Origin of the sequence: Nitratiruptor tergarcus DSM 16512 (assembly GCF_027946175.1) — a bacterium.
GTDB classification, from domain to species: Bacteria; Campylobacterota; Campylobacteria; order Campylobacterales; family Nitratiruptoraceae; genus Nitratiruptor; species Nitratiruptor tergarcus.
Window position 1 is genome coordinate 1,685,385 of sequence record NZ_AP026671.1, and the last position, 18,178, is coordinate 1,703,562.

General features: G+C 39.2%; 22 protein-coding genes. 20 read left to right on the forward strand and 2 right to left on the reverse strand.

The window, feature by feature from the left end:
* The first annotated feature begins 12 nt into the window (after nucleotides 1–12).
* From NITER_RS08915 to NITER_RS08935, 5 genes are read left to right on the forward strand one after another with little or no spacing between them, the layout of a single operon-like run.
* A complete protein-coding gene (locus NITER_RS08915; RefSeq protein WP_084274892.1) occupies nucleotides 13–360 on the forward strand; it encodes a hypothetical protein in 348 nt (115 codons plus the stop codon).
* 14 nt (nucleotides 361–374) lie between these two features.
* Complete coding sequence (locus NITER_RS08920) at nucleotides 375–1,622, forward strand: hypothetical protein (protein WP_084274891.1); 1,248 nt, start codon at nucleotides 375–377, stop codon at nucleotides 1,620–1,622.
* The gene (locus NITER_RS08925) at nucleotides 1,615–1,923 is read left to right on the forward strand and encodes a metal-sulfur cluster assembly factor (protein WP_084274890.1); all 309 of its coding nucleotides are present in this window, start codon (nucleotides 1,615–1,617) and stop codon (nucleotides 1,921–1,923) included. Before NITER_RS08920 ends, NITER_RS08925 begins: the two co-directional genes overlap by 8 nt.
* On the forward strand, nucleotides 1,920–2,147 hold the full coding sequence (locus NITER_RS08930) for a hypothetical protein (protein WP_084274889.1): 228 nt from the start codon (nucleotides 1,920–1,922) through the stop codon (nucleotides 2,145–2,147). Before NITER_RS08925 ends, NITER_RS08930 begins: the two co-directional genes overlap by 4 nt.
* Entirely contained in the window at nucleotides 2,138–2,635 is a 498-nt protein-coding gene (locus NITER_RS08935; RefSeq protein WP_084274888.1) for a DUF1858 domain-containing protein, read from the forward strand. Before NITER_RS08930 ends, NITER_RS08935 begins: the two co-directional genes overlap by 10 nt.
* On the opposite strand, the gene NITER_RS08940 is transcribed toward NITER_RS08935, so the two are convergent.
* Complete coding sequence (locus NITER_RS08940) at nucleotides 2,616–3,227, reverse strand: FmdE family protein (protein WP_084274887.1); 612 nt, start codon at nucleotides 3,225–3,227, stop codon at nucleotides 2,616–2,618. The genes NITER_RS08935 and NITER_RS08940 overlap by 20 nt on opposite strands.
* 211 nt (nucleotides 3,228–3,438) lie before the next feature.
* On the opposite strand from NITER_RS08940, the gene napA reads away from it, so the two are divergent.
* The 9 genes from napA to NITER_RS08985 all read left to right on the forward strand — a co-directional run bounded on the left by napA (nucleotide 3,439) and on the right by NITER_RS08985 (nucleotide 12,142).
* Nucleotides 3,439–6,249 carry a nitrate reductase catalytic subunit NapA gene (napA, locus tag NITER_RS08945; RefSeq protein ID WP_084274886.1) on the forward strand — a complete coding sequence of 937 codons (2,811 nt, stop codon included), beginning with the start codon at nucleotides 3,439–3,441 and terminating at the stop codon, nucleotides 6,247–6,249.
* A 20-nt stretch (nucleotides 6,250–6,269) separates the two neighbouring features.
* The gene (napG, locus tag NITER_RS08950) at nucleotides 6,270–7,061 is read left to right on the forward strand and encodes a ferredoxin-type protein NapG (RefSeq protein WP_084274885.1); all 792 of its coding nucleotides are present in this window, start codon (nucleotides 6,270–6,272) and stop codon (nucleotides 7,059–7,061) included.
* On the forward strand, nucleotides 7,054–7,884 hold the full coding sequence (napH, locus tag NITER_RS08955; protein ID WP_084274884.1) for a quinol dehydrogenase ferredoxin subunit NapH: 831 nt from the start codon (nucleotides 7,054–7,056) through the stop codon (nucleotides 7,882–7,884). The genes napG and napH overlap by 8 nt, the downstream gene beginning before the upstream one ends.
* Nucleotides 7,874–8,464: a nitrate reductase cytochrome c-type subunit gene (locus tag NITER_RS08960; protein ID WP_084274883.1), complete on the forward strand. Its 591-nt coding sequence runs from the start codon at nucleotides 7,874–7,876 to the stop codon at nucleotides 8,462–8,464. Before napH ends, NITER_RS08960 begins: the two co-directional genes overlap by 11 nt.
* Complete coding sequence (locus NITER_RS08965; RefSeq protein WP_084274882.1) at nucleotides 8,464–8,940, forward strand: 4Fe-4S dicluster domain-containing protein; 477 nt, start codon at nucleotides 8,464–8,466, stop codon at nucleotides 8,938–8,940. Before NITER_RS08960 ends, NITER_RS08965 begins: the two co-directional genes overlap by 1 nt.
* Nucleotides 8,937–9,890, forward strand: coding sequence for a WD40 repeat domain-containing protein (locus NITER_RS08970; RefSeq protein ID WP_084274881.1), 954 nt, complete (start codon nucleotides 8,937–8,939; stop codon nucleotides 9,888–9,890). Before NITER_RS08965 ends, NITER_RS08970 begins: the two co-directional genes overlap by 4 nt.
* Complete coding sequence (locus NITER_RS08975) at nucleotides 9,887–10,234, forward strand: chaperone NapD (protein ID WP_084274880.1); 348 nt, start codon at nucleotides 9,887–9,889, stop codon at nucleotides 10,232–10,234. Before NITER_RS08970 ends, NITER_RS08975 begins: the two co-directional genes overlap by 4 nt.
* Nucleotides 10,235–10,242: 8 nt before the next feature.
* On the forward strand, nucleotides 10,243–10,779 hold the full coding sequence (locus NITER_RS08980; RefSeq protein WP_084274879.1) for a PAS domain-containing protein: 537 nt from the start codon (nucleotides 10,243–10,245) through the stop codon (nucleotides 10,777–10,779).
* Between the two features lie 106 nt (nucleotides 10,780–10,885).
* A complete protein-coding gene (locus tag NITER_RS08985; RefSeq protein WP_084274878.1) occupies nucleotides 10,886–12,142 on the forward strand; it encodes a hypothetical protein in 1,257 nt (418 codons plus the stop codon).
* Nucleotides 12,143–12,213: 71 nt separating this feature from the next.
* On the opposite strand, the gene NITER_RS08990 is transcribed toward NITER_RS08985, so the two are convergent.
* Nucleotides 12,214–12,852: a Crp/Fnr family transcriptional regulator gene (locus NITER_RS08990; protein ID WP_084274877.1), complete on the reverse strand. Its 639-nt coding sequence runs from the start codon at nucleotides 12,850–12,852 to the stop codon at nucleotides 12,214–12,216.
* 168 nt (nucleotides 12,853–13,020) lie between these two features.
* Between NITER_RS08990 and NITER_RS08995 the strand changes: the two genes are divergently transcribed.
* The 6 genes from NITER_RS08995 to NITER_RS09020 all read left to right on the forward strand — a co-directional run bounded on the left by NITER_RS08995 (nucleotide 13,021) and on the right by NITER_RS09020 (nucleotide 18,164).
* A complete protein-coding gene (locus NITER_RS08995) occupies nucleotides 13,021–13,356 on the forward strand; it encodes a hypothetical protein (protein WP_084274876.1) in 336 nt (111 codons plus the stop codon).
* Between the two features lie 11 nt (nucleotides 13,357–13,367).
* Nucleotides 13,368–14,045, forward strand: coding sequence for a c-type cytochrome (locus tag NITER_RS09000; protein ID WP_084274875.1), 678 nt, complete (start codon nucleotides 13,368–13,370; stop codon nucleotides 14,043–14,045).
* Nucleotides 14,032–15,468: a cbb3-type cytochrome c oxidase subunit I gene (locus NITER_RS09005; RefSeq protein ID WP_084274874.1), complete on the forward strand. Its 1,437-nt coding sequence runs from the start codon at nucleotides 14,032–14,034 to the stop codon at nucleotides 15,466–15,468. Before NITER_RS09000 ends, NITER_RS09005 begins: the two co-directional genes overlap by 14 nt.
* 46 nt (nucleotides 15,469–15,514) lie before the next feature.
* Nucleotides 15,515–15,679: a hypothetical protein gene (locus NITER_RS09010; protein ID WP_197685273.1), complete on the forward strand. Its 165-nt coding sequence runs from the start codon at nucleotides 15,515–15,517 to the stop codon at nucleotides 15,677–15,679.
* Nucleotides 15,680–15,728: 49 nt separating this feature from the next.
* Nucleotides 15,729–17,390, forward strand: coding sequence for a nitrite reductase (locus NITER_RS09015; protein WP_084274873.1), 1,662 nt, complete (start codon nucleotides 15,729–15,731; stop codon nucleotides 17,388–17,390).
* Between the two features lie 105 nt (nucleotides 17,391–17,495).
* Nucleotides 17,496–18,164 carry a nitrite reductase gene (locus NITER_RS09020; protein ID WP_281847674.1) on the forward strand — a complete coding sequence of 223 codons (669 nt, stop codon included), beginning with the start codon at nucleotides 17,496–17,498 and terminating at the stop codon, nucleotides 18,162–18,164.
* Nucleotides 18,165–18,178 lie beyond the last annotated feature (14 nt).

An 18,178-nucleotide genomic window follows, 5' to 3' on the forward strand; every position in this document is an offset into this window, starting at 1 on the left:
TAGGAGGTTGCTATGGAAGTTATTCCACAGGATGCACAAAAGGTCGAAGTTGAAGGAGCAACGGTAGATTTTTATAAATTTCAAAAGGATGGTGTTACTTACTACGCTTTTGATACATCACGATGTGGTCCTCCTGAACCTATGGTCAATGCAATGGCAGGACTCAAACTCATTACTTCACCAGATGTGAAACTCATAATGATTAATCACAAAATGCCTATGGGGCTTTTGAATAAGATTGAAGAAAACTTCAATATAGAAAAAGAGAATCTCGATGATGGAAGAGTGAAACTGGTTTTTAGTTATAAGCCAGGAGCGAGTGAAAAAGCAGATCTTGCAGATAGCGCCTGTCACGGTTAAAAAGGAGGGGGAGGGTGTTTAATATTTCCAAAGATTTTGCGCCACCATTTTCATTAATATCACCATTTTTCGTTGCTGGTGTTGTCTTCTATCTACTAGCAACTGTGGCGTTGCTATTTTACGGGGTAGATTTCTCCTACATGCAGCCTCAAATTGCTGGATGGGTACATCTCTTTTTGCTTGGCTATGTAATGATGATAATTTTTGGGGCAATGGCGCAGCTTATTCCAGTAGTTTTAGAGACAGGACACTTTAGTGTAGATTGGTACTATCTTATCTTTCCACTGCTATTAGTAGGTGTTGTTGGATTAGTAATAGGTTTTTGGCTAGATCCTTTATGGCTCAGTTTTGGTGGCATATTTGTACTCATTGCAATGATTATTTTTGCAATTGATGTATTTTTGACGGTAAAAAAGAGTAGTATTGATACCTTTGTGCTTAAAGCTGTGAAATATTCCAATATCTTTTTACTCCTAGGAATTTTGAGCGGGTTTTTGATGGCTTTGACACTTAGTGGATTTATGGGAGTCGATATTGCACAGGTACTTAAACTCCATGTTTTTGCTGTTGTTGGAGGGTATGTACTCCTTACAATTTATGGCATTAGTCTTGTATTGCTTCCTATGTTTGGTTTAGCCCACGGTTTTGATGAAAAACCTGTACACAAAGCACTCTGGCTTATGGTGGCTGCAGTTGGATCTATTTTTATAGCAGTTTTGTTTGATTGGCAAATTTTTGCATATATGAGCTATATCTTTGCTCTTCTCTCAGTCGCACTCTATTTTTATCAGGTTTTTCTCATCTACAAAACACGTGTACGCAAAGAGCTTGATATATGGTATCGCTCTATGCTCTTTGGGTATGCAAGCTTTATGCTCGCTACAATTTTAGGAGTGCTCTATCTTTTGAGTGGACTCCAAAGTAGCCATCTCTTATATGGAATGTTTTGGTTTTTGTTTGTTTTTTTCATTTTTCTCATAAATGGGCATTTGTATAAAATAGTTCCGTTTTTAGTCTGGTTTCATAGATTTAGCGATCTCGTAGGCAAGCAAAAGGTACCAATGCTCCATGAGATGTATCCAAAAAAGCAGGCTGATTATCAGTTCTTTTTTACTGCTCTTGGAACTTTGTTTGTTGGTGTTGGATTGATAGCAAATAATGTGCAGTTATTCCATGCAGGTGGGAGCTTTATGGTAGCTGGAGCTCTCTTTTTAGTTACAAGCCTTCGATGGATGTTACAGTTTAGGAGTACACATGGCTAAGGTGACAAAAGAGCAAGTCTATGATGCGATACGCACTGTTATAGATCCCGAAGTGGGATTTAATCTTGTGGATCTTGGACTTATCTATGATGTAGATATCGATGAAGAGAATAATGTACATGTAAAAATGACACTCTCCACACGGGGATGTCCACTGCATCAGATGATGCAGCAGTGGGTGAAGGAGGCGGTAGAGCGCATACCTGATGTAAAAAGTGTAGAGGTAGAGATTGTTTGGGATCCACCTTGGAATATCTCTATGGCGAGTGATGTTGTGAAAAAAGCGCTGGGGGCGAAGTGAGAGAGCTGCAAAGCTTTCTGCGCCACTTCTATGGCGCAGGGATTCTGTTTTTTTACTATATGAAGTGGCCTATAGTATTAGGTCTGCCAGTACTCTACTTTTATCTTGGTTATCCAAGATATTGGCTACTCGATTTGCTGTGGCTCTACTGCCTTGGACTTATAATCAAAGATATTGTTGTGGTTGTTTTACGCTGGAAGAGAGGAGAGAAGATATGGAGATAACACTCGATACAAAAATTTATGATTTACTTCAAGAGTATCCATTTTTAGAAGAGGAACTCATAAAAATCAATCCAAAATTTAAAAAGCTCAAAAATCCCATTTTGCGTAGAACTGTTGCAAGAGTAGCTTCAATCAAACAAGCAGCAGCTGTAGGTGGTATGGATGCGGTAGAGCTGCTCAATGCATTGCGCAAGCGGGTGGGGCAAGAGCCAGTAGAAGTGGAAGTTACAAAAGAGCAAGAGAGTGCTCCTAGTTGGATTGCGCAAGAGCCAAAAGCTATTTTGGATGCAAATGAGCTTTTAGATAGTGGCAAAAACCCTTTGGCTGAGATGAGTAAACTTTTAAAAACGTTGCAAGAAGGTGATATTATTTTGCTTAAATCCGATTTTAAACCAGAGCCCTTGATTGAGGAGATGCGCAAAAAAGGTATTGCAGTCTTCTCCCAGCAAGTGGGAGAGAGTGAGTTTTTTACTTATTTGAAGAAATAGTAAGAACTCTGTTCCAATTCTCTTTGTTAAGTAAAATCTTCTCAACACGCTCTTGCCAAAGGGACTGGAACATCTTTTTCTCCTCTATACCTGCTTTCCCCATTATAAGTAGTTGCATAAGCTCTTTCATTTTTGGATTTGGCGGCACACTTGATGGATCGTAAGCTAGATCTACATACTCCCCGTTATCTACTCGCTCAAGTCTTACTTGCCCTGATATCGGAGCATCATAAAAAAGTTTATTGCTTCTATTAAATCTGCCCCCTATACCCTTAAAGCCTGCTTCATCGCTTACACCGCAAATGTAGGCAATGGTATTACCGATGACCCCATTAACCTCTGCATCCTTTTTCCCTTTGACTAAAACTTTTATTTCACCTCTGTGGGGCATTGCATCAGGAAAGAGTTTTTCAAGCCCAAGTTTTGCCATAAGGTATGCACCTGCGACAGTAGGGCAAGAGTGACCAGCAAATTTCACCACATCTAAATAGGTGATCTCTATAACGCCAGATTCTATTGCACCAAGAAAATCTGCAAGAGGATCATAGAGCATTATCGATTCCACACGGTCAAAAAACTCTGGATATGTCATAAGGATCCTTTGTTTAAAATTTTTTAATGATAACAAAAAATGATTCAAAAAAAGTTGACTAAAATCAAAATAGGAGTAATTTTATCTTAATTTATTCTTGGGAGTTTTAATTAAATTTGATTTATGTCAAGGATTAAATAACCTTATACTTGTAAAATGGATAGTGTGAAAAAATACGCTTATCATGTAAGCAGTAAAAGAGGAGGCTTCAATGGCTTTAAGTAGACGTGATTTTCTCAAAAGCACAGCTGCAGCAGCTGCGGCGAGTGCAGTGGGACTGAGTGTTCCAAAAGAGATGGAAGCTGCCGCAAACAAGGCAGAGGCTGGATGGCGCTGGGATAAAGCGGTGTGCCGCTTCTGTGGTACGGGATGTGGTATTATGGTTGCTACCAAAGATGACCGCATCGTTGCAGTCAAAGGTGACCCATTAGCTCCAGTTAACCGTGGTCTTAACTGTATCAAAGGATACTTTACAGCAAAAATTATGTATGGAGCTGACAGACTCAAAACTCCACTCCTTCGTATGAATGATAAAGGGGAGTTTGATAAAAAAGGAAAATTCCGCCCAGTTAGTTGGAAACGAGCTTTTGATGAGATGGAAAAGCAGTTCAAGAGAGCTTACAATGAGCTTGGACCAACTGGTGTGGCATTCTTTGGTTCTGGTCAGTACACTGTCCAGGAAGGATATGCTGCTGCTAAACTTATGAAAGCTGGATTTAGAAGCAACAACATCGACCCAAATGCACGCCACTGTATGGCAAGTGCCGTTGCTGGATTTATCCAGACGTTTGGTATAGATGAGCCAGCAGGATGTTATGACGATATCGAGCTTACTGATACTATCGTGCTTTGGGGTTCTAATATGGCAGAGATGCACCCAATTTTGTGGGCGCGCTGTACCGATAGAAAGCTTTCAAACCCAGATAAAGTAAAAGTTGTAGTACTCTCAACCTATACGCACAGAAGCTGTGACTTAGCAGATGATGTAATTATCTTCAAGCCAAACACAGACCTTGCTATTTGGAACTATATTGCTAGAAGTATTGTTTATGATCATCCAGATGCAATCGATTGGAAATTTGTAAAAGAGTATACTGTCTTTGCTACCGGATATCCTGACATCGGCTACGGTATGAGAAATCCAAAACATGCCGAAAAGCTTGGATATAGCAAGAAAGAGATGGAGACAGTATGGCATCAAGATCATAAAAAACTCTCAGAAGAGGAGAAGAAAGCCCTTGCTCCATTTGGATATGGTAAAACTGACGTAATGAAGATGAAGCATGCTAAAGCTGCAGGTAAACACTGGGCTATCAGCTTTGAAGATTTCAAAAAATCACTTGAACCATATACGCTTGATTATGTAGCAAAAGTAGCTAAAGGTGATCCTGATGAGAGCCTTGAGAGCTTCAAAGCAAAACTTAAAAGACTCAAAGATCTCTATGTAGAAAAAGGGCGAAAAGTTGTAAGCTTCTGGACAATGGGTATGAACCAGCACACCAGAGGTACTTGGGATAATGAGCTTAGCTACGTAGTACACTTCTTACTTGGTAAACAAGCCAAACCAGGTGATGGAGCATTCTCACTTACTGGACAGCCAAGTGCATGTGGTACAGCACGTGAAGTTGGTACATTTGCTCATAGACTACCAGCAGATATGGTTGTATTCAATCCTAAACATAGAGCAATTTCTGAAAAAATCTGGAAACTTCCTAAAGGAACGCTCAATCCAAAAGTGGGAAGCCATATCGTAAAAATTATGCGTGATCTTGAAGATGGCAAAATCAAATTTGCTTGGGTACATGTATGTAACCCATGGCAAGATACTGCTAACGCGAACCACTGGATCAAAGCAGCACGTACAATGGATAACTTTATCGTTGTGAGTGATGGTTATCCAGGAATTAGTGCAAAAGTTGCAGACTTAATCTTGCCAAGTGCAATGATATATGAAAAATGGGGAGCATACGGAAATGCTGAACGCCGTACGCAGCACTGGAGACAGCAAGTAACGCCAGTGGGTGATGCGATGCCAGATATTTGGCAGTATACTGAGTTTGCGAAACGATTTAAACTCAAAGAGGTATGGAAAGAGTGGAAACTTCCTGATGGAACAGTACTTCCAAACGTGCTTGATGAAGCGAAAAAGATGGGATATAGCCCAGATGATACACTCTTTGATGTACTCTTTGCAAATGACTACTATAGAAGCTTCAAATGGCCAGATCCTATTGGAGAAGGATTTGCTAATACTGAAGCTGAAGGTGACAAGCGTAATGTCATTGGTGCAGATGGTAAACCGTGGAAAGGGTATGGATTCTTTATCCAAAAAGCTCTTTGGGAAGAGTATAGAAAATTTGGTGAAGGACGTGGTCACGACTATGCGCCATTTGATGTTTACCATAAAGTTAGAGGTCTACGTTGGCCAGTTGTAAATGGTAAAGATACACCATGGAGATTTAATGTCAACTACGATCCTTATGCGAAACGTGAAAAAGAGCTTGGCCATGTGAAAGGTGAGTTTGCATTCTATGGACATGCACTCAAAGCTATTCCACAAGGCTCACTCTCTGGTCCAGATAAATCTAAGCCAAAAATTCACTTGCCAAACAAAGCAAAAATCTTTGCAAGACCTTACATGGAGCCACCTGAAAAACCAGATAGCTACTATGATACATGGCTCTGTACAGGACGTGTGCTTGAGCATTGGCACAGTGGTACTATGACTATGAGAGTTCCTGAGCTCTATAGAGCGGTTCCAGAGGCTCTATGCTATATGCATCCAGAAGATGCGAAAAAACGTGGTGTAAAACGTGGTGAACTTGTATGGATTGAGAGCCGCCGCGGTAAAATCAAAGCAAGAGTTGAGACAAGAGGTCGTAACCGTCCGCCACGTGGACTCGTATTTGTACCTTGGTTTGATGAGAGGGTATATATCAACAAAGTTACTCTTGATGCAACATGTCCAATCTCTAAACAGACAGATTACAAAAAATGTGCTGTAAGGATTACAAAGGCGTAATGCCTTAAGGGGAGGGGATAATGGATAAAAACAGAAGGGCTTTTCTCGTATCGATGGCACAAAATGTTGCCATTGCTGCGACAGGTGGATTTTTGTGGGCTGCCTATGTGGATGAAGTAAAGGCAAACCCACTCATTTTGCGTCCACCTGGAGCAAGAAAAGAGGATGAGTTTATTAGTCTTTGTATCAAGTGTGGGCTGTGTGTAGAAGCTTGCCCCTATGATACATTGATGCTGGCAAAACCAGGAGATAATAAGCCTCTTGGAACGCCATATTTTATACCGAGGGATATCCCATGCTATATGTGTGATGATATCCCTTGTGTGCCTCCCTGTCCTACTGGTGCTCTTGATATTGAGAGTGTCAGTGAGGTAAAAAATGGGCAGAGGGTCTTTGACATCACAAAGATGGATATGGGTGTAGCGATAGTGGATATGAAAAGCTGTATCGCATACTGGGGTATCCAGTGCGATGCATGCTACCGGGCGTGTCCACTCCTGGATCGTGCAATCTATATGGAGTATCGCAAGAATGAGCGCACAGGGAAGCATGCAAAGCTTTTGCCTGTAGTAGATCCTGATCACTGTACAGGATGTGGGCTTTGCGAGCATGCCTGTGTGACAGAAAAAGCAGCAATCAGAGTACTGCCAAGAGAGGTGGCGTTGGGAAAAGTTGGAAGCCACTATGTCAAAGGATGGCAAAAGAGTGATGAAGCGCGTCTCAAAGGAAGTAAAGGAATCCAAACTACGATTACGCCAAAAAGTAAAAAGAGTGCTGTAGATACACTCAATGAAGGGATAGATTTTGAGTAAATTATGGAAAAAATATCGCTTCCTTATTTTGAGACGCTTCACACAGATTGCTATCCTTGCTCTCTATATAGGTGCAAATCTATGGGGATGGAAAATTTTGCAAGGGAATCTTAGCTCGTCTAAGCTTTTTGATGTAGTTCCTCTTGCAGATCCTTATGCGGTACTCCAGATTTTTGCTACGGGAAGCCTTGTAGCTGCTGATGCACTCATTGGTGCAATTATTATCACGCTTTTTTATGCGACGGTTGGGGGAAGAGCATTTTGTAGCTACGTCTGTCCAGTCAATATGGTAACAGATTTGGCAAATTTCCTCAGACGCAAATGGAATTTGGATAAATTTGAGAAAAAATGGTGGGCAAGTAGGAATATTCGCTATTGGGTGATAGGAATAAGCTTTATCCTCTCGTTTGTGCTTGGTACAGCAGCTTTTGAGTTAGTAAGCCCTGTTTCTATGACACATCGTGGCTTGATATTTGGTATGGGGTTTGGTTGGGCTGCGATTGTGACAATATTTTTGTTTGATCTGTTCATTCTCAAAAATGGATGGTGTGGGCATATCTGTCCATTAGGGGGCTTTTACTCACTCATTGGTCGATTTAGCCTCTTTCGTGTGCGTCATAATCAGCCAAACTGTACACTCTGTATGAAGTGTAAAGAGGTGTGTCCTGAAAAAGAGGTGCTCTATATGATAGGCAAAAAAAGTCAGATCGTAGATATGGGCGAATGTACACTCTGTGGCAGATGTGTAGAAGTATGTGATGATGACGCACTCGGGTTTAGTATACGTAATTTTGTAAAAAAAGGAGATCAAGATGAAACTTAAAAAATTCTTGGGAGTTTCTGCAGTGCTTGCAATGCTCTTTGCAGCAGGGTGCGGTGCAGCAACTGCACAAAAAACTAAAGTTGTAAGTGAAGATCAGCTCAGCTATCAAAGTAAAGGAACTCCACCAAAAGTAGAATATTCTAATGCAGCTCCTGGGACTGCAAAAAAATTTGCTAGAAGTTATGAGAATGCTCCACCTATGATTCCTCATAGTGTAGATGGGCTTTTACCTATTACTATAAAAAACAATGCGTGCCTTGGATGTCATATGCCTAGTGTTGCAAAAAGTATGGGGGCAACGCCAATACCACCTACACACTTTAAAGACTTTTTCTTTGCAACGAAGAAAAAGCTTATCAAACAAAAACTTTATGAAGATAAGCAAGCGTATGAGAAGAGACTTGCCCTTATGGCAAAAAAAGAGGATATAGCACCACAACGATATAATTGTAGTCAGTGCCATGCACCACAGGCAAATGCGAAACCGCTTGTTGCAAATACATTCAAGCCAGATTTTCGCGATCCTAATGCGAAGCACAGCTCGAAGCTTTACAAAAACTTGATGGAGGGTGTGAAATAGTGAAAAGACGTGAGTTTTTCACTTCACTTCTCAAACCTGTAAAACAAAGAAAAGAGGAACAACCTCCTCTTTTCCCTCCCTATTTTAATGATATTAAAGATTTTGAAAAATGTAGAGAGTGTGAAAGTAAAGCATGCGTAGCAGCGTGTGAAGAGCAGATCATTGTTATTGTTGATGCAAAACCCTCTTTAGATTTTTCAAAATCTGGCTGCACCTTTTGTGATGCATGTGCAATTGCTTGTGAAGATGGTGTTCTTACTGTAGAGAATAAGCAGACTTTGCCAAAATTAATGATTGATATGTTAGGATGTCTTGCATGGCAAAAGACAATATGCAATATGTGCAAGGATGTCTGTTTAGAAAATGCGATAGAATTTAGTGGGCTTTTTAATCCACAAATAAATGATAGATGTACTGGATGTGGGTTTTGCGTGGGAGTTTGCCCTACGCAAGCAATAAAGGGGGGAGAAGGGTGAAAAAAATAGCATTGTTTATCTATTTAATATCCTATGTTTTTGCAGCTACTGCTATAGAGCCTGTAAAAAGAGCAAAAGTTGATGCTGCAATTCTTGATATGGCTATTGCCAATGGTAAAATATATTTAGCTACAGATGCAAGTGAAGTTGTTATTGCAGATACAAATCTCACTATTTTAGATCGCATTAAAGTGCGTAAAATCAAGGATTTTATGGGCACGCTTAACAATGCAGATATCTATAGTGTTGATGTATTAGACGAAAAGGTGCTCTATTTAGCGCAAGCAGAGGGTGGATATGCAGAGCTTTTTGTTTATGAAAACGGAAAGAGTGTAAAAGTACTTGATAAATCTTTGATGCTCTATGCAAAGGCAGCAAAGTTTGTAGATAGCAAAAGAGCAATTATTGCCCTCATGAGTGATGAGGTTCTTCTTTATGATATAGCGAGCAGAAAGATTCTCAAACGTGTAAAGGCAGGGGAGTATTTTTACTCTTGTATGGCTATAGAGAAGGGAAGAAAATATGTAGCCATAGGAGATGAGGGTGGAGAGGTAATCGTTGTTGACACACAGACACTGCAGCGAGTAAAACTTTTTAAAGATGTGAATAAAGATAAGATTCTCTCTATTTATATAAATGGGAATCTCATTGCTGCCGGAAGTAGAGCCGATAAGACACTAGCACTCTACTCATTAGATGGAAGTAGACCAAAAGTCTATAAAAATCCGGATTTTTTTATCTATGTAGTAGGACTAAGTCCAAATAATCATTATGTTGTCTTTGGTGATAATGAGAAGTATATTCTTAAAGTTGCTGATACAAATAGTTTAGATATTCGCTATAAACTTATAGGACATAAGAACCTTGTTAATGTTGTAAGGTTTTTAGATGCAAATAGTTTGCTTACAGGAAGTGAAACCGGAGAACTTATTAAATGGAGGTTAAAATGACACTCAGTAGTTGTGTGATACGTTGCAATCCGCGTGATTTAGAAGATGTAAAAAAAAGAGTTGAAGAGGCAAATGTATGTGATATCCATATTGTAGATGAGAGTGGATATATTGTTGTTACAATTGAGGGTGAAAATACTGCCCAAGAGATTGATAAACTCAAAACATTGCAGTTTTTAGATGGTGTGCTCTCAGCTGATCTTATTTATTCATATAGTGAAGAAGAGTTGGAGGCTTTGCGTGAAGATCTTGAGGTGCAAGAGCCAGTCCCTGAAATTTTAGAAAAAGATGTACCTGCAGAGCAGATTGTGTATCACGGTGATTTGAAAAAGAAATATATTTAGGAAAAAAGATGGATACTCGTTGGGATATGTTTATAGAAACAGAAGTACCACAAGATGAGCTTATCATCTCGCGCACCGATCTCAAAGGTATTATTACGTACGCCAATGAGACTTTTGCGCGCATTAGCGGATATAGACCAGAGGAGTTAATTGGAAAACCTCATAATATTTTAAGACACCCCGATATGCCAAAATCTGTCTTTAAAGATCTATGGGAGACAATCAAAGCAGAGAAAATTTGGAAAGGCTATGTGAAGAATCTTCGCAAAGACAGGGGCTATTATTGGGTATATGCCGAAATTAGCGGAGTTTATAAAGATGGAAAGCTTGTCGAGTATAAATCGATGCGCAGTTGGATACCTAAAGATAAAAGAATCGAAATGCAAAATCTCTATGACAAAATGCGTCTAGAAGAGGGGATTAATATTCGAGCAGTGAGCTATTTAGATGGTAAAACGTACCAAAATCTTCTTGATAAGAGTCAAAAGGCAGGAGTAACGCCAGAAAAACTTATCGCTAATTTAATCAATGAAGTAGAAAATTGATTTAAATCAAGGAAATAGAAATTAAGTTTTTTATATGATGTTAATAACATTTAGTTAACGAGATGTAATGGAACAATGTTAATTTAACCAATTCAAAGGAGTAAGAATGAGAAAAATTCATTTAAGTCTAGTATCAGCAGTGGTACTTGCTGGAGCAATTACAAGTGGAGCAAGTGCAGGAGTATTGGAAGATATTATTTCCAATCCGAAAGTAAGCCTGGAAATTCGTCCACGCTTTGAATATGTAGATCAAGATGGAGTTAGTGATGAAGCAAATGCGGTAACTGTACGAACGGCACTTGGACTTAATACTGCACTCTTTGGTGTAGAGGGACTTGGTGCACAATTGCAGGTTATGAATGTTACTGCATTAAATGATGATTATGCGCCTGAAAATGATTCAGGACATTATCCAGTAGTAGCAGATCCTGAGCAAACAAGAGTAACACAGGCGAATGTAAGCTATGCTGCAAATGGATTTGTAGGTATTGTTGGTAGAAAAATGGTCGTACTCGATAATGCTAGATTTATCGGTAATGTTGGTTGGAGACAGATGCCACAAACTTATGATTTGGCAGCTGTAATCTATAATGGAGTAGAAAATCTTAGCCTTTTAGGTGCTTATGTATGGAATGTAAATAGAATTTTTAATGCTGATGGAAATGGTCCAAAGAAAAAACACCTCTCAACTGGTTCAGTGTTGTTGCATGCAAGCTATAAAGTCTCACCAGCACTAAATATAACAGCTTATGATTATATGATAGAAAACCTTATGGATCACATTGGTCTAAGACTTACTGGAAAATTTGATCTCAATGATGTAAAACTTAGCTATGTAGCTGAATATGCATTGCAAGATGATCCAAGTTTGGATGACAGTGATGATCCTCTCTACTCTCCAAACAGAGAGCAAGACACTGAGTACTATAACCTTGCTTTGAATGCAAAATATAATGCTTTTGTAGCGGGAATAGGTTTTGAGCATTTAGGAGATAAAGGTTCAGGTGATATGGCGTTTACTACTCCTCTTGCAACACTCCATGCAATGAACGGTTGGGCTGATGTATTTCTCGGAACTCCTGCTGAAGGTCTTGAAGATTTGAGTGTGAAACTCGGTTACAATTTTGGAGAGTATGGAAATATTGTGGCTATTTATCATAGCTTCTCATCAGATACTAACAATGCAGCAGGAGATGATGATCTCGGAGATGAACTCGATATTGCATACAAATATAAAATCGATAAAAATCTTGGATTGTTACTCAAGTATGCAGATTACAATGCGGGTGATGCCTCTTTTGGTAAAAAAGATGTAACTAAATATTGGGTACAACTCGACTATAAATTTAGCGCAGAGCTTTAATATCTTCTCCCTTCGGGGAGAATAGAGAGCAGCACATTTTGCCAGTTTCATCCCCTCCCTTGTGCTGCTCTCTATTCAAAAAAAGAACGAAGTCCCTCTTTGTTTGCTACTATGTATTGATTCCTCTCTTTTTGTAAAATCTTTGCTTTTTTAAATTTTGAGATGATACGTGAAAGAGTTTCAGGCGTGATATTAAGTAGTGTTGCTATTTCATTTTTCTTTAAGTTCATGAACTCATATTCATGCTCATAGATAAATTTTGCTACTCTCGCAGTAGAACTGAGTACTAAATCGTTAGTAATAACATGCTCCAAATAGCGGATTTTATTTGTGAGTGATTTGATAATAGTAAAAGCTACTTCGGGATCTTTTAAAAATTCATTTTCAAAAATATTGTAATCAATGAGAATAACTTTCCCATCTGTGAGAAATTCACCAGTTGCAGGATAGGGCATTTTTTCGAAATTGACCACTTCGGCTATAAGATTTGGAGGGTAAAAGACATGCAAAACAATCTTATTTCCTTTATGATCTGTTTTGTAAATTTGCAATATACCTTTTGTTAGTATCATTAAATGATTAGTAATCTCTCCCTCATAAAAAGCAATAGAGCCTTTTTTGAACTCTTTTGTCTTAGAAATCTCTTGAAGCCTCTGGAGCTGCTTCGGTGGTAAGTTATCGAAGAGGTAAAAGTTTTTAATTGTTTCCATGTGCCTATCTTACTACTAATTTATATGGAAAAAAATTATAGTTGTAAACTAATTAAAGAGAGATTAAACAGTGTGTCAAAATTGTGACATTTGACTAACATCAAACATTTGAATTGAAAATATCTATAAAATAAATCTGTAATATGAATATTAAGAGAAGGAGAGGCAATGGAATATTACATGCAAGATATTCCATATCAGGACTTTTTACCAATCTTTGTTATCTCGGCCGCTGTTATTATGTTTGGGATGATGTATGCCGGATTTTTTACTTTGGTAAAACTTAGATTGGTAAAAAAGTTCTTTATGGTATTTGCATATCTCTCCTGGTTTGCACTGGTTGGGTGTATGTACTACCTAGGTGAACTTTTGCGTGTAGAGCCTTATACGCAAAAAGTTCTCATTGGTGCCATGGTTGGCTATCTTGTCTTTCCGCATGTTGTCTATTTTCTTTTAGAGAAGGTACATGCGAGATTTGAGCATAATGAGGCTATCAATTCATAGAAGGAGGCAGTATGGAAAATAGGCCATCAGTGTGGAGCTCTAATCGCTTCTGGCGAAGGTCTGCTACATGGGTAACGGGTGTATCGGCAGTATTGCTGATATTTTTAACGATGGATTCAATGTCCCAGATGACAATGGGAACAGCCAAAGATATCCAAAATAAAGTCACCAAGCGCATTCCATCACCGGTAGTGATCAACTATAAGATCGACTATCAGCTCAATAGAAAGCGCGGACATGAAGTGCCAATTATTGGTGGCATGGATGCAAACGGCAATAGTAAATATGAAGAGAAAGAGAAGTTTTTTGGGAGAGACGATTACAGTGAAAAAGAAGCACAAGCTCTTATTCACAAAGGAAAACTAACAATCCAAGCGAAAAACTGTATGGATTGCCATACACTTTTAGGAAATGGTGCATACTACGCTCCAGATCTCACTAAAGCATGGCTCGATCCAACATGGAATACATTAGCAGCTGCATATGGAGGCAAAGAGTATGCAATAGCAAAATTTTTAGAAAATCCGCCTGCTATGGCTATGCATGAGCGCAAAATGCCAAATTTAGGTATTACACCAGAAGAAGCAAAAGCTGTGGTTGCATATCTTAAATTTATGGCGGCAATTGATACAAACGGATTTCCAAGAAACTTTGGAAAAATAAAAGGAGCGGTAGATGCAAGGAAATAATGTACAACTCTACGAAGGACAGAAGTTAGCACTCAAGTACTTTACGGTTGCGATTGCACTTTTTGGTGCACAGCTGCTTTTTGGGCTTTTGGCTGCAATTCAGTTTTTGTATCCAGATTTTCTATTTGGAGTGATCGATTTCTCTATCAATAGAATTTTACATATCAATGCACTAGTAGTTTGGCTTCTCTATGCGATGATAGGTGCAGTTTATTGGCTGCTGCCTGATGAGGCCGGTGTTGAAGTAGTTGGTGTTAAGCTAGGAAATTTAGCTTTTTACATACTCACTGCAGCAGTTGTAGTTGTTGTACTTGTCTATTTGCTTGTGCAAATTGGACCAGGTAAAGAGTCTACAATTTGGTTTATTACTGAAGGTCGCGAATATATTGAAGCACCACGATGGGCAGATATTGGTATCGTTGCAGTGGTATTAGTATTCTTGTTTAATGTATATGCTACTGTAATGAAGGGACGCCATACTGGTATTTTGGTTGTATTGATGGCAGACCTTATCGCACTAGCTGGTCTTTACTTAGCTGGTATGTTCTATACTGATAATATCGCAGTAGATCAATACTGGTGGTGGTGGGTTGTACACCTCTGGGTTGAAGCTACTTGGGAAGTCTATGTAGCAGCAGTTGGTGGTTATATTCTTATCAAAACTCTCAATGCTAACAGAAAAGTGGTTGAGATGTGGCTATGGATAGAGGTAGCCATGATGTTTGGTTCTGGTATCCTAGGTCTAGGTCACCACTATTTCTGGATTGGTACGCCTGAGTATTGGTGGGAAATTGGAGCACTCTTTAGTGCACTCGAGCCAGTTCCATTAGTAGGTCTCTTTGTGCATGTTCTCTATGACTGGGGTAAAGAGAGAGGTAAAGGAAATACAATTAAAAATGTCCCAGCTTTTGCATGGCTTACTGTTGAGACTTTTGGAAACTTCCTTGGTGCAGGTGTTTGGGGATTTATGCATACTCTCCCTCAAATCAACCTCTATACTCACGGAACGCAGTGGCCAGCAGCACATGGACACTTAGCATTCTTTGGAGCATATGTCGCAATAATGATTGCTGCAGTCTATCTTGCAATTCAAGGAAAAGCAGGTTTGAAAGAACTTAAAATGACAAAAGCTGGCTGGTGGGCAATCACTTTGATTACTGTAGGTGTGCTTTTGATGACTGTTGCATTGACACTCTCAGCATACGTGCAAACAATGGTTGAGAGAGGTATGTATGGAGGTACTTGGGAAGGATACTTTGTAGCGCAAGCAAATCAATGGTTTGTACAAGGCTTGGGATGGAGACTTGCTACAGGTCTTATGGTTATAGCTGGTTATGTACTTTTGGTATATGATCTCTTAACTTGTACTAAAAAACAACCATCTGAAGTGTATGAAGCAAGTGGAGCAGCTGCAGCAGCGTAATGCTGCACTGCTTATTAGCTAATAAAAATTTTGAGAAGGAGTTATTATGATAGAACCATGTACCGATATAGTATGTAGTTTTTGGTCAATACTCAATCAAGGACCAATGACATTGACTATTACACTACATACATTGATTGTATTGCCAATGATTTGGATCTACTTCGATGAGAAGAAAAAGATGGAAAGAGGCGATATTCCTCAAGAGTAGAAGGTAAGATTGGGGAAGGGGGAAATTTAACCCTATGAAAGGAGTAACAATGAAACTCAAAATTGGAATGAGTGCTGTACTAGCAGTAAGTGCCTTTGCAAGTGTGGCTTTAGCAGGAGGAGATATATATCTCGGCTCTGATGAGATGAAAAAGGCAACGCAGATCTATTTTGATAGATGTGCGGGATGTCACGGGATGTTAAGAAAAGGAGCTCTTGGTCCAAACTTGCTTCCTAAAAAAACCAAAGCAATGGGGACTGAGACGCTAGAGTATATTATTTATAATGGTACTCCTGGTGGTATGCCTGACTGGGGTGCATCAGGTGAGCTTACAAAAGCTGAAACGAAGTTGATGGCAAAATTTATCCAACTTCCTCCAGTATCACCTCCAGAAAAGAGTATGGCTGATATGAAAAAGAGCTGGAAGCTTTTGGTACCACCAGAAAAGCGTCCTACAAAGCCAGAAACTACGAGAAATTGGGAGAACTATTTTGGTATAGTACTCAGAGATGTGGGTAAAGTAGCAATTGTTGATGGCGATACAAAAGAGCTTGTAAGCATTGTACCTTCAGGATTTGCAACTCATATCCTCAGAACCTCTAAATCTGGCCGCTATATGTATGCGATTGGGCGCGATGGTAAAGCAAGCGTTATTGATCTTTGGATGAAAAAACCACAAAATGTTGCGGAAATTAGAACATGTAACGATGCAAGAAGTATCGATACTTCAAAAGCAAAAGGGTATGAAGATGAGTATGCAGTAGTTGGATGTTACTGGCCTCCTTCAATCGTAACACTCAAAGGTGATACGTTAGAGCCAATTCAAATCGTATCAACTGCAAGCTATACCTATGATACAGGAGAATTTACACGAGAAGCTCGTGTTGCTTCTATTGTTGCAAATCACCATAAACCTGAATGGGTTATCAACGTTAAAGAGACAGGACAAGTATGGCTCTATAACTATGCAGATCCAAGAAACCCAGATATCCATATGCTTATGGCTGAGAGATATCTCCATGATGGTGGTTGGGATTTGACTAAACGCTACTTCCTTGTAGCTGCAAACGCAAGAAACAAAGTAGTTGCAGTCGATACAAAAGAGGGTGAAGTTGCTGCAATTATTCCAAGTGGCGGTACAAAACCACATCCAGGACGTGGTGCTAATATCAACCATCCAAAATATGGTCCACTATGGGCAACTGGTCATATCGGCTCAAATGATATTAGCTTTATTGGTACAGATCCAACATATCATCCACAATATGCTTGGAGAGTTGTGAAAAAAATAAGCTTGCCAGGTGATGGTGGTGGTAACCTCTTTATCAAAACACACCCAGCTTGTAAATATATCATTGCTGATAGACCAGTTAACCCAGATAGAAAGCTACAAACACAACTCTATGTTATAGATAAGAACAAACTTGAGGTTGTAAAAACTATCAAAATTCCTAAAAAATATGTGAAAGAGCGCACTGTAAAAGTTAACGGTAAAAAAATCAAAGTTAAACCTCGTGGTCCAGTGCATATCGAGTTTAACAAAGATGGTGATGAATTTTGGGTAAGTGTATGGGGTAATAAACTTCTCCCAAGTGCAATCTTGGTATATGATTCTGATTCACTTAAACTCAAAAAAGCAATCACTGGCGATTGGGTACGTACTCCAACCGGTAAATTCAACGTATTTAATACTAAATACGATATCTATTGAGAGAATGGGGCTCAGCCCCCTCTCAATTTTTTTTGTGTAAAATAATGATGAGCAAGAAGTGATAAGGCGACTTATTAGTTCTTGCTCCTCAAAGAGGAGTAGAATATGAAAAGAGTCTTTTTTTCCCTTTTTTTTATTGGACTACTACATGCTGATGTGCTCATTCATGAGTTAGAAGCAAAATCCTCGCAAAAAAGCGGTTATGATATCTATTATAAATATTGCTCCATGTGTCACGGAAAGCAGAGAGAGGGTATCTCTGCTCCTCCCCTTTTACCATCTTTTATAAAGCGTATGAGTGATGAGAGATTGCGAGATATTATCAAAAACTCTCTCCCGCAAACACTCATGCCAAAATTCGATTTTTTAAGTGATGGAGAGGTTGCAAAAATTATCGCATATCTTCGATCTCCAGCGAAAAATATACGTTGGACAAAAGAAGATATTAAAAAAAGTAAAGTAGCATTTAACAATCCTAAAAAAAACCTCGGCATCAAAAATATTGAGAATATAACACTAGTAGTGGAGCGTGGAGCAAACCGTGTGTGGGTAATGGAAAATGAGAAGGTTTTAGATAGATTCTCCTTTGTGAATGTGCATGGAGGATTAAAATATACGCTTGATGGAAAAAACTTTTATGTGCCTACGAGAGATGGGTGGATAGGTCACTATAGTCTTGAGCATGGAAGAGTAGAGCATAAAATCAGAGCCTGTGTTAATCTACGCAATATCTCTTTGAGTCGTGATGGAAAATACCTCTTTGCTACTGCATAAGTTCAAACACATAT